Source organism: Streptomyces sp. ADMS (genome assembly GCF_033441795.1).
GTDB lineage: Bacteria > Actinomycetota > Actinomycetes > Streptomycetales > Streptomycetaceae > Streptomyces.
Window position 1 is genome coordinate 24,205 of record NZ_JAVFVX010000007.1, and the last position, 11,335, is coordinate 35,539.

The window sequence follows — 11,335 nt, forward strand, 5'->3', positions numbered from 1 at the left end:
AACCGGTCAGCGGCGGTTCTCGTCGCCGCCCTCCGTCTCCGACTCGGCCTCCTTCACCTGGACCTCGGGGTCCAGGACCGACTGACCGGTGCCGTCCACCGACGTCAGACGGCCCGTCTCGGGGACCTCGGTCGCGGCGGGAGGCTCGACCAACCAGTCGGGGTTGGCCTGCTTGTCCCACCACTTCCATGCGGCGAACGCGCCGCCCGCCACGATGCCCAGCATGGCCAGCCCCTTGGCGAGCCGGCCTGCCCGGGCCCGCCGCTCGTGCTTGCGGGCCAGCTTCCGGATCTCCTGCGGGGTGACTTGACCGCGCAGTGCGGCCAGCGCGGCAGCACCGCGCGCGGTTGCTTCGTCTCGTACGGGTCCGGCCGCCGCGACCGCACGCTCCACGCGCGGCGCGGTGTAGTCGGCGGCCTGGCGGGCAGCCCTGGCGGTTCGGGCAGCGGCTTCGTGGGCGGCATGGTCGACCTTCGGCGGCACATGCGTACGGGCCTGCTCCAGCCGCGGCGCGAGATGAGCGCCGTACTGGACACGGGCCTGTTCCGCAGCCTGGGACACCTTGGGCGCAAGCCGTACGCGTGCCTCATATGCGTACTGCGTGGCCCTGTCCTTGGCCGTGTCGGCGTAGGGCGCCACCACGTCCGCGGCGTGCAGGACGCTGTCCTTCGCCGAGCCGGTAGCGGCGCGCACGCTTTCAATGCGGGTCACGGGATCCTCCTCCTCGGTGGCGTACGGGTATTCGACTCTCCACCCTTTTACGGATCATGCCCGGCAAAACGCCGTGGGGCATGTACAGGGCGGGCATCCGGGTCATGGACGGCCGGTCACAAGGGACTGATGGCACCGAACCGAGCACATGTGACGGTGGATGACGATCACATGCAATAGCGATGAATGCAGGGCAACGGGCGCTTGTCGTCGACAATGCCACGGATCGCTGCGCCGTGCCCCCGTCCCGTGCCTACTCGACCGGTTTTCTGCGGAGCGGCAGTTCGCAAGCGGAAGCTCCGGATTTTGGCTCGGGGGAGGGTGCCGGGCGACGCACGACGTGGACCGTGCGAGGATCGGGGAGTCACAAGAGGACAACGGAAGGCAGATCGTGGCTGAGCAGCTTTACGCCACCCTGAAGACCAATCACGGCGACATCGAAGTCCGGCTCCTGCCGAACCACGCGCCCAAGACGGTCCGGAACTTCGTCGAACTCGCCACTGGTGAGCGTGAGTGGACCAACCCGGAGACGGGCGAGAAGTCCACGGACAAGCTCTACGACGGCACGGTCTTCCACCGGGTGATCAGCGGTTTCATGATTCAGGGCGGTGACCCGCTCGGCAACGGCACCGGCGGTCCCGGGTACCAGTTCGAGGACGAGTTCCACCCGGACCTCCGCTTCGACAAGCCGTACCTGCTGGCCATGGCCAACGCCGGCCCGGGTACCAACGGCTCGCAGTTCTTCATCACCGTCTCCCCGACGGCCTGGCTGACCCGCAAGCACACCATCTTCGGTGAGGTCACCGACGCGGCCAGCCAGAAGATCGTGGACGCCATCGCGACCACGTCGACCAACCCGCGCACCGACCGCCCGGTCAGCGACGTCGTCATCGAGTCGGTCGTCGTCGAGAACCGCGAGGGCTGAGACCCGAAAGCCCCTCCCGCAGGGAACCAAACGCCCCGCTCATCCGTAAGGATGAGCGGGGCGGTGCATTGCCTACGACGACGGATTGACGGATTAGGGGACCTCATGGATCAGGCGCCAGGCAGCCCACAGGGCCCGCAGGACGCCCCGAGCCTGCCCACCTGCTACCGCCACCCGGACCGCGAGACAGGCATCCGCTGCACCCGCTGCGAACGCCCCATCTGCCCCGAGTGCATGGTCAGCGCCTCCGTCGGCTTCCAGTGCCCGGATTGCGTGCGCAACGGCTCCGGCACCGGACACGCGCCGAACGCCTCCACCCCCCGCACTCTCGCCGGTGGCACCATCACGTCCGACCCCCGGCTCCTCACCAAGATCCTGATCGGCGTCAACCTCGCTGTCTTCCTGCTCCAGCTGACGCTCGGCGACCGATTCACGGATCGCTTCCAGCTCCTCGGCAGCGCTTACGTACCGGGCTTCGTCTCGATGCAGGGCGTAGCGGAGGGGCAGTGGTACCGGCTGCTGACGTCGATGTTTCTCCACGGCAGCTACTACCACATCATCTTCAACATGCTCAGCCTGTGGTGGATCGGCGGCCCCCTGGAAGCCGCTCTCGGCCGCGCCCGCTACCTCGCGCTGTATCTGGTCTCCGGCCTCGCCGGCAGTGCGCTGACGTATCTGATCGCCGCCCAGAACCAGCCGTCGCTCGGCGCCTCCGGCGCGATTTTCGGCCTCTTCGGCGCGACCGCCATTCTGATGCGACGCCTCAACTACGACATGCGGCCGATTCTCGCCCTCCTGGTGATCAACCTGATCTTCACCTTCGGGATGAGCAACATCGCCTGGCAGGCCCACATCGGTGGCCTCGTCGGCGGCGTCGTCATCGGCTACGCCATGGTCCACGCCCCGCGCGAGCGCCGGTCCCTGGTCCAGTACGGCGTCTGCGGGGTGGTCATGGTCGCGGTGGTCGTCATGACCCTGATCCGCACGGGCCAGCTCATCTAGTGGTCCGTTCCAGCCCCTTCGGACCCTCCGACCTGTCACTGAGTGCCTGTTGTCCACAGTCAGTGGCGCTACCTGTGCACAGTGTGCGGGAACAGCTGTGCCCCCTGTCACCGACCGGAGTTTTCCCAGGTCAGGCAGGGGGCGAACAAGCTTGCGGTCGCCGGTGTGTCAGTCGTACCGGCGTCAACACTCGATGAGTTATCCACAGATCGTCGTCTTTTCCCCAGGCGGGGTGTGGAAATTCAACCGTAGCTGTGGATAACTCAGTGGAAAGCCGTGGGCAGAGCCCTACTTCCACTGCGTGGAGACACCGAACCCGGCCGCGATGAAGCCGAAGCCCACCACGATGTTCCAGTTGTCCAGTGAGTCGATCGGCAGCGTGCCGTCGGTCACATAGAAGAGGACGATCCAGGCCAGGCCGATGAGGAACATGGCCAGCATGACCGGCGCGACCCAGCCGTGGCTGTTCAGTTTGATGGCCGTCGCCTGCTTGGCGGGCGGCGGCGTGTAGTCGGCCTTCTTGCGGATACGTGACTTCGGCACGAGGGTCTCTCCTGTCGATGCGCTGCGTGGCCGCGCAGGGAACTGGTTCGGGCTCCGGGGCAGCGTACAAGGGGACACTTAGTGCTCCCCCGAGCGTCCGTTAGCGTAGTGCTTCCGCGGCGCCGAAGGAGATAAGGGTACGTTGAGCAATTCTGCCGACTCCCCCGGGACGGAATCCAGTCCTGCCGGTAACCGCCGTTTCCGCCCGGTGCGGGTGCTCACCGTGGGGGTCTTCGCCCTGGCGGGGCTGATTTTCTTCATCAGTTTCGACACGGCCAAGGGTACGAACATCCGCACGGACGCCTCCCTGCTGAAGCTCTCGGACCTCATTCATGAGCGCAGCCACAAGAACGGCCGGCTCGACGAGTCCAACGCGGCCCTGCGTGACGACGTCGAGGCGCTCGCCGAGCGCGACGACGGCAGCACCGAGGCCGAGGACGCCAGGCTGGCGGCGCTGGAGAAGGCCGCCGGCACCCAGAAGCTCAAGGGCGAGGCACTGACGGTCACCCTCAACGACGCTCCGCCGAACGCCACCGCGAAGCTTCCCGGCTACCCCGAGCCGCAGCCCGACTATCTGGTCATCCACCAGCAGGACCTGCAGGCCGTGGTGAACGCCCTGTGGCAGGGCGGGGCCAAGGGCATCAAGGTCATGGACCAGCGCCTGATCTCGACCAGCGCGGTCCGGTGTGTGGGCAACACCCTGATCCTGCAGGGCCGCGTCTACTCACCCCCGTACAAGATCACGGCGATCGGTGACCCGGAGAAGCTGAGGAGCGCGCTCACGGCGTCCAAGGCGATCCAGAACTACATGGTGTACGTCAACGTCTACGGGCTCGGCTGGCAGGTCGACGAGGACGGGACGGTGACTCTGCCCGGCTACTCGGGCACAGTGGACCTGCACTACGCGAAGCCTGTGGAGTAGGCGGAGCAGCCGGGTAGCTCACCGCTGGGGGGCCTGTGTCTGGGCGCGTGATCATCAGGACGGTCAGCGAACTGTGCGTCACGGTGGGCACGGTGATCGTGCTCTTCGTCGTGTACGTGCTGCTGTGGACCGGTGTGAAGGCCGACGATGTCATGGACGACCAGATCCACCAGTTACGGGAACAGTGGTCCGAGGGCGCGGCGGCACAGGCGCCACCGGAGACGACGGCCACCCCCGCGGACACGGCAGGGCCGACCGGTCCGAAACCCCCCGGGCCCTACACCTCGGGCAAGCCCTTCGCGATCATGTACATCCCACGGCTTGGTTTCACGTGGAACAAGCCCGTGCTCGAAGGCACGAAGACGAACACCCTGAAGAAGGGGCTCGGCCACTACGCCACCACCGCGCGGCTCGGCCAGAAGGGCAACTTCTCCGTCGCCGGCCACCGGCGTACGTACGGCGATCCGTTCAAGGACTTCCCGAAGCTGCGCCGCGGGGACGCGGTGGTGCTGACCGACGGGACGACGTGGTTCACGTATCGGATCGACAAAGGCCCCTACAAAACCGTGCCCACGGACATTGAGGTGATCGATCCTGTGCCACGTAAGAGCGGGTACACGCGTTCGGGTCGTTATCTCACGCTGACCACGTGCGATCCGGAGTGGGGGCACAGCCATCGGCTGATCGTCTGGGCGCACCTGGATTCCACACAGCCTGTGGAGGCCGGGAAACCTGCGGCGCTGCGCCGTTAATCTGGTGAGGTACGGCGTGAGTCCGGTGCCGCGAGTCGGGTGCCGTGGGCGACGGAAGGGACGGCATGTACGGCTGGATCTGGCGGCATTTGCCAGGGAACGCGTGGGTGAAGGCTTTGTTCTCCCTCGTGCTGGCGCTGGCGGTTGTCTACGGTCTCTTCCAGTACGTCTTCCCGTGGGCCGAACCCCTCCTCCCCTTCAACGATGTGACGGTGAACGAGCAGTGAGCGCGCGGATTCTCGTCGTCGACAACTACGACAGCTTCGTCTTCAACCTGGTCCAGTACCTGTACCAGCTGGGTGCCGAGTGCGAGGTGCTGCGCAACGACGAGGTGTCGACGGCGCACGCGCAGGACGGTTTCGACGGTGTGCTGCTGTCGCCGGGGCCGGGTACGCCCGAGGAGGCCGGAGTCTGCATCGAGATGGTGCGTCACTGCGCGGCGACCGGGGTGCCGGTCTTCGGTGTCTGCCTGGGCATGCAGTCGATGCAGGTGGCGTACGGCGGTGTGGTGGACCGTGCGCCCGAGCTGCTGCACGGCAAGACGTCCCTCGTGGAACACAAGGGCAGGGGCGTCTTCGCGGGCCTGCCGAGCCCCTTCACCGCGACCCGCTACCACTCCCTGGCGGCGGAACCGGAGACGGTCCCGGCCGAGCTGGAGGTCACGGCCCGTACGCACGACGGCATCATCATGGGCCTCAGGCACCGCGAACTCCCGGTGGAGGGTGTGCAGTTCCATCCCGAGTCGGTGCTGACGGAGCATGGTCACCTGATGCTGGCCAACTGGCTGGTGGAGTGCGGTGACCGGGGTGCTGTGGCGAGGTCGGCGGGGCTCGCCCCGGTGGTGGGCAGGGCCACGGCGTGACCGCCCTGCGCCCCGAGCGCGAGTCCGGCTCCGCGTACGGAGACACCGGCGACCAGGGAGCCTCGTACGGGCAGCAGCAGCCGTACGAGGTGCCGGGCGCGTTCGAGTCGGCGGTGGACGGGCTGGCGGATCCGCTGAGCGATCCGTTGCCGGGGCAGCGGAACGATCCGCCGCCGGGCCGGGCACGGAGTCGGCGGAGCCGGCGGAGTCATGCGCGGCCCTACGACGAGTCGACCGAGCGCGGGGCGGCGGAGCACCAGGGCTCCGGACCCGAGTCGGGGTACGACTCGCGGGGGTACGCGCAGGACTGGCAGGTGGGGGTGTACGAGGAGCAGGTGCCGTACGTGCCTCCCGCGGCCCCTTCTGCGGCTCCCGCCGCTGCTCCTCCCGTCGTCCTCCCGCCCATCGACGAGGAGACGGTGGCGCTGCGGCTGCCGGAGCCGCCTCCCGGTCTGCTTTCCGAGGTGCCGCGAATAGCCGACGAGGACTCGGCGCCGGCGCCCTCGGCCGTCGCAGGGGCCACAGGCGCCTCTGAGGGCCCTTCTGTGGCCGGTGGGCGCGCAGCGCGCCGGAGGGCCGCCAAGGCCCGCCACGGGCGCTCTGGGGGCCCGCAGGAGGCATCGGAGGCCACGACCGCCGACGCGGCGTCCGAAGGAGCGCCCCTCTCACGGGTCGCGGCGCGGCAGGCGGCGCGGGCGCAGAAACCGGGCATGGCCGTGCTGGCGAGCCGGGCGGTCGGTGAGGTGTTCATCACCACCGGTGTGGTGATGCTGCTCTTCGTGACCTACCAGCTGTGGTGGACGAACGTGCGCGCGCACGCGCAGGCCGGCAACGAGGCGAGCAGCCTCCAGGACGACTGGGCGAGCGGGAAGCGGGCGCCGGGGGCGTTCGAGCCGGGACAGGGCTTCGCCATCCTGGACATCCCCAAGCTGGACGTGGTCGTGCCGATCGCGGAGGGCATCGACAAGAAGAACGTGCTGGACCGGGGCATGGTCGGTCACTACGCGGAGGGCAGCCTGAAGACGGCGATGCCGGGCGACGCGACCGGCAACTTCGGGCTCGCGGGCCACCGCAACACGCACGGCGAGCCGTTCCGGTACATCAACCGGCTGCAGAAGGGCGACGCGATCGTCGTGGAGACGCAGGACAAGTACTACGTCTACAAGATGGAAGCGATCCTGCCTGTCACGTCGCCGAGCAACACGAGCGTGCTGAACCCGATTCCGAACGGTTCGGGTTTCACCGAACCCGGCCGCTACATCACCCTGACGACGTGTACGCCGGAGTTCACGAGCAAGTACCGGATGATCGTGTGGGGCAAGATGGTCGAGGAACGGCCGCGCAGCGAGGGCAAGCCGGATGCGCTCGTGCAGTAGCAGCAGTAAGGGCGGATGACGGTGGCAGCGACGACGGACCACGACGAGCAGACCGCCGGCGCCCCGGTTTCCCCTTCCCCGTCGCAGGCACGCCCGCGGAGGGCGGTCGGCAGACTGGCCACCGCGGTGAGCGTTTGCGGCGAACTCCTCATCACGGCGGGCCTGGTGCTCGGTCTGTTCGTGGCGTACTCGCTCTGGTGGACGAACGTGGTCGCGGACCGCGAGGCGAACAAGCAGGGCGACGAGGTACGCGACCACTGGGCCGACGCGGACACGGGCCCCGCCGCGTTCGACAGCAAGGACGGCATCGGTTTCCTGCACGTCCCGGCGATGAGGAACGGCCAGGTCCTGGTCAAGAAGGGCACGTCGTCGAAGGTCCTGAACAACGGCGTGGCCGGCTACTACATGGACCCCATCAAGTCGGCGCTCCCACAGGCGAAGCAGGGCAACTTCACCCTGGCGGCACACCGGGACGGCCACGGCGCCAAGTTCCACAACATCGACAAGCTGAAGAATGGCGACCCGATCGTCTTCGAGACGAAGAACGAGTGGTACGTCTACAAGGTCTACGCCACCCTCCCGGAGACGTCGAAGTACAACGTCCAGGTCCTGTCCGCGATCCCGAAGGAGTCGGGGAAGCGGAAACCCGGCCGCTACATCACGCTGACCACCTGCACGCCGGTGTTCACCTCGGAGTACCGGTACATCGTGTGGGGGGAGCTGGTGCGGGTGGAGAAGGTTGATTCGGAGCGGACGGTGCCGGAAGAACTGCGGTGAGCTGACAGCCCCTCTTTGAGGGGCCCAGTCATTTAGCATGGCGAAAGCCCGAAGCCGCAACTTTCTCTTGCGGCTTCGGGCCTTTTCTGCCCTACGCCGTGGTTACTCCAGGATCTTCAGCGGCGCTCCGGCGCTCCACTCCTCCAGCAGCCCACGGTGTACGGCGGTGATGCCGCCGTCGGTGGCGATGCTCAGGGCCTCAGGGGTGAAGGGGCAGGTCGCCACTTAGAGGGCCACTTCCGCGGCGTACAGCACCTTGGCTGCCCCGACGAACTTTTGGAGCTCGGGGCTGGTGATGGACAGGTACGGCGCAAACCTCTTGCACTGGACGACGAGGCGTCGTCCGTCGGCTGTGAGCGCGATGATGTCGACGCCCCGGTCTCCATGACCGCCTTGGACGACGACGTTCGTACATCCGTCGCGGCGCAGCAGCTTGGCGATGTGGCGCTCGAACGTGCGGCCGTTCATGGCGTCCATAGAGGCCATGACTCCGGGGAGAGGACGGCCCTCGTACGGGCTTTCGAGCCTCTGTAGCCGGGCGTGGTGCTGCCGGAGCCGCTGCTCGACTCGCTTGACTCCAGCCCGCAGGGCGATCAGTTCCCTGCGGTGCTCGCCCGACGTTTCGATCAGGGCGTTGCACATGGGGACGACGGTCTTGCCGAGGATGTGGGTGATGCGTTGGTCGATGTGGTCGTCGAGGGAGAGCACTGCGTCGGCGGCTGGGGTGTCGACCGGGCGTGCGCGTGCCAGGTGCTCCATGTCGAGGAGGTAGGTGCGGACCTGACGGGCCACGTCGCTGTCGCGGAGGAGCATTGCCGCGTTGAGGACGGCCCGGCGGGACCAAAGAGCCAGGCTGGAGCGGGGCTGTGGATAACTCCCGGGATAGAGAGACAACATGTCTCCCTTAAATTGCGCGAGCTCTTCGCCGCGCAGAATCCGCAGGCCGTTCGCTGTCAGCTCGTCCCGATGCCGTTGTGCCATCCGGTTGACAGCGCGCTCCGCGACCTCGAAGTACACCGCAACCATCGCCGTCGTCACATGCATGCCGTCCGGCAGCAGAGACAGTGCTTTGACTTTGTCCAGCACTTCTGTGCGTTCCAGCGCGCTGTCGCGAAGAGCCTTCGACTCCAATAGTGCCGTTTCGTTGATCACGTTCTGTTTCTCCTCAACTCGTCGGGTTTTTCTCACATGTCCAACGAGTTCAGGCATACGAAGTTCTAGTGGGATTTCGTACACGGGTATGAGTGAGCCCCGGCGCCTTTTCAGGTACCGGGGCTCACTCATGTGACAAGCGACGTCAGCCGAAGAGGCCGCCGTTGTCGTTGTCGCCGTTGTTTCCGCCGTTGTTGCCGCCTCCGAAGCTGATGCTCTGGAGTGTGATCTGCGTGTTCCCCGGGTCGTCGACCTCGGTGCCCTGGCCGGGGTCCTGGGCGGTGACGAACGCGGTGTCGCTCTGGTCGCTGCCGCCGCTGAACTGGATGTTGGTGAAGCCGGCCGCCTGAAGGATCTGCTTGGCCTCTCCCACGGTCTTTCCGATGACGCCGGGGACCTGGGTCTTCTGCTCCTCGGCCTTCTTGCCGATCTGGATGGTCACCGTGGACCCGGGGTCGGCTTGGGTGTTGGCCTGCGGAGAGGTCGCGATGACCTTGCCGTCCTGGTTGTCGTCGTTGGTCTCGATCTCCGTGCACTCGCCGACGAGGCCGTTGTCCTCCATCTGCTGCTTGGCGGTGCCACAGTCCTGGCCGATGACGTCCGGAACCGTCGACTTCTCCTCCTCCTTGGCGATGATGAGGGTGATCGTCGATCCCTTTTCCACCTCAGAACCGAACTTCGGGTTCTGCTCCAGGACGCTGTTCGGGTCCTCCGAGGATTCCCGCGACTCGGTCTTGACCGCGAACCCGTAGTCGTCGCCCTCGAGCTTCGCCTGCGCCTCTTCGAGGCTGAGGCCGACCACGCTCGGGACCGCCACCTTCGGCGCCCCGGTCGACACCACCAGCGCGATCGTGTCGCCCTTGTTCACCTTGACCTTGGGATCCGGGCTCTGATCGCAGATATTGCCCTTGGGCTCGTTCTCGCAGGCCTTCTCCGTGAACGTCAGCTTCAGGCCGACGTTCACCGCCGCCTTCTCGGCGTCGTCCTTGGTCTGGCTGACGAAGTTGGGGTTCGCGATGGTGTTGTCGCTCACACCCTGCCCGTCGAACACCCACATGCCGATCAGGATCGCGCCCACCAGCACCAGCACCCCCGCCACGGCCAGCAGGATCGTCGAGGTGTTCGACTTCTTCTGCTGGCGCCGACGCGGGCGGTCGTCGTAGCCGAAGCCGCCGTCGTCCGGGCTCATCGGGGGGAGCATGGTGGTCGCACCGGCGTCGGAGCGCAGGGCGGTGGTCGCATGGTCGTCGGGGTAGCCGTAGCCGCCGTAGCCGACCGCGCCCATGGCTGCCGTGGCCGCGACCGGCTGGCCGTCGAGGCAGGCCTCGATGTCGGCGCGCATCTCGTCGGCGGACTGGTAGCGGTAGTCCGGGTCCTTGACCAGGGCCTTCAGGACGATGGCGTCCATCTCGGGCGTGATCTCGGGGTCGAACACCGACGGAGGCTGTGGTTCCTCCCGTACGTGCTGGTACGCCACCGCGACGGGGGAGTCCCCGATGAACGGCGGGCGGACCGTCAGGAGTTCGTAGAGGAGACAGCCGGACGAGTAGAGGTCGCTTCGGGCGTCGACCTGTTCGCCCTTCGCCTGTTCGGGCGAGAGGTACTGGGCTGTCCCTATGACCGCGGACGTCTGCGTCATCGTCATGCCGGAGTCGCCCATGGCACGGGCGATGCCGAAGTCCATGACCTTGACCTGGCCGTTGCGCGTGAGCATCACGTTGGCCGGTTTGATGTCGCGGTGGACGATGCCGCTTCTGTGGGAGTACTCCAGTGCCTGGAGGATCCCGATGGTCATCTCCAGCGTCCGCTCGGGCAGCAGCTTGCGGCCCGAGTGGAGGAGCTCGCGGAGGGTGGAGCCGTCCACGTACTCCATGACGATGTACGGGATGGACGTCCCGTCGATGTAGTCCTCGCCGGTGTCGTACACGGCGACGATCGCGGGATGGTTGAGCGAGGCGGCCGACTGGGCCTCCCGGCGGAACCGGGCTTGGAAGGAAGGGTCGCGCGCGAGGTCGGCGCGCAACGTCTTCACTGCCACGGTGCGGCCCAGGCGGGTGTCATGTGCGAGGTATACCTCCGCCATGCCACCACGGCCGAGCACGTGACCCAGCTCGTACCGGCCGCCGAGGCGACGCGGCTCTTCCATGCTTCCTACCAGCCCTCTCCGTCGGTCCCGACCGCACCTGCTGTGTGGTCCGGCGGTGTGCCGTCCGGGCCTACGGTACCCGGGTTCATTTGTGTGACCTGGCCAAGCCCGTCAGCCGATACCGGACCGGTATCGCAACGTGCACCGATGTGAAGGGGACGTGACGC

At 67.0% G+C, this 11,335-nt stretch carries 12 protein-coding genes; 7 read left to right on the forward strand and 5 right to left on the reverse strand.

Annotated features, from left to right (window positions below; all coding sequences use genetic code 11):
* Window positions 1–6: 6 nt before the first annotated feature.
* Window positions 7–711, reverse strand: a complete 705-nt coding sequence (locus tag RB628_RS04900) for a DUF5324 family protein (RefSeq protein WP_318319016.1) — start codon at window positions 709–711, stop codon at window positions 7–9.
* 391 nt (window positions 712–1,102) lie between these two features.
* On the opposite strand from RB628_RS04900, the gene RB628_RS04905 reads away from it, so the two are divergent.
* Together RB628_RS04905 and RB628_RS04910 are read left to right on the forward strand one after the other, a co-directional pair.
* On the forward strand, window positions 1,103–1,636 hold the full coding sequence (locus tag RB628_RS04905) for a peptidylprolyl isomerase (RefSeq protein ID WP_318319017.1): 534 nt from the start codon (window positions 1,103–1,105) through the stop codon (window positions 1,634–1,636).
* Window positions 1,637–1,741: 105 nt separating this feature from the next.
* Entirely contained in the window at window positions 1,742–2,638 is an 897-nt protein-coding gene (locus tag RB628_RS04910) for a rhomboid family intramembrane serine protease (RefSeq protein ID WP_318319018.1), read from the forward strand.
* Window positions 2,639–2,926: 288 nt separating this feature from the next.
* Here the strand turns inward: RB628_RS04910 and crgA are convergent, their stop codons facing one another.
* Entirely contained in the window at window positions 2,927–3,181 is a 255-nt protein-coding gene (gene crgA / locus RB628_RS04915; RefSeq protein WP_318319019.1) for a cell division protein CrgA, read from the reverse strand.
* Window positions 3,182–3,323: 142 nt separating this feature from the next.
* On the opposite strand from crgA, the gene RB628_RS04920 reads away from it, so the two are divergent.
* From RB628_RS04920 to RB628_RS04940, 5 genes are all read left to right on the forward strand, one after another.
* Window positions 3,324–4,103, forward strand: a complete 780-nt coding sequence (locus tag RB628_RS04920) for a DUF881 domain-containing protein (protein ID WP_318319020.1) — start codon at window positions 3,324–3,326, stop codon at window positions 4,101–4,103.
* A gap of 35 nt (window positions 4,104–4,138) precedes the next feature.
* A complete protein-coding gene (locus tag RB628_RS04925) occupies window positions 4,139–4,855 on the forward strand; it encodes a class E sortase (RefSeq protein WP_318319021.1) in 717 nt (238 codons plus the stop codon).
* A 223-nt stretch (window positions 4,856–5,078) separates the two neighbouring features.
* A complete protein-coding gene (locus RB628_RS04930) occupies window positions 5,079–5,717 on the forward strand; it encodes an aminodeoxychorismate/anthranilate synthase component II (protein ID WP_318319022.1) in 639 nt (212 codons plus the stop codon).
* Window positions 5,714–7,093 (forward strand): class E sortase, encoded by a 1,380-nt coding sequence (locus RB628_RS04935; protein WP_318319023.1) that lies wholly within the window; start codon window positions 5,714–5,716, stop codon window positions 7,091–7,093. The genes RB628_RS04930 and RB628_RS04935 overlap by 4 nt, the downstream gene beginning before the upstream one ends.
* Window positions 7,094–7,114: 21 nt before the next feature.
* The gene (locus RB628_RS04940) at window positions 7,115–7,870 is read left to right on the forward strand and encodes a class E sortase (RefSeq protein ID WP_318319024.1); all 756 of its coding nucleotides are present in this window, start codon (window positions 7,115–7,117) and stop codon (window positions 7,868–7,870) included.
* Window positions 7,871–7,972: 102 nt separating this feature from the next.
* Here RB628_RS04940 and RB628_RS04945 read toward each other — a convergent pair whose 3' ends face one another.
* From RB628_RS04945 to pknB, 3 genes are all read right to left on the reverse strand, one after another.
* Window positions 7,973–8,095, reverse strand: coding sequence for a hypothetical protein (locus tag RB628_RS04945; RefSeq protein WP_318319025.1), 123 nt, complete (start codon window positions 8,093–8,095; stop codon window positions 7,973–7,975).
* Window positions 8,096–9,022: a restriction endonuclease gene (locus RB628_RS04950; RefSeq protein ID WP_318319026.1), complete on the reverse strand. Its 927-nt coding sequence runs from the start codon at window positions 9,020–9,022 to the stop codon at window positions 8,096–8,098.
* A 145-nt stretch (window positions 9,023–9,167) separates the two neighbouring features.
* Complete coding sequence (pknB, locus tag RB628_RS04955) at window positions 9,168–11,168, reverse strand: Stk1 family PASTA domain-containing Ser/Thr kinase (RefSeq protein WP_318319027.1); 2,001 nt, start codon at window positions 11,166–11,168, stop codon at window positions 9,168–9,170.
* Window positions 11,169–11,335 lie beyond the last annotated feature (167 nt).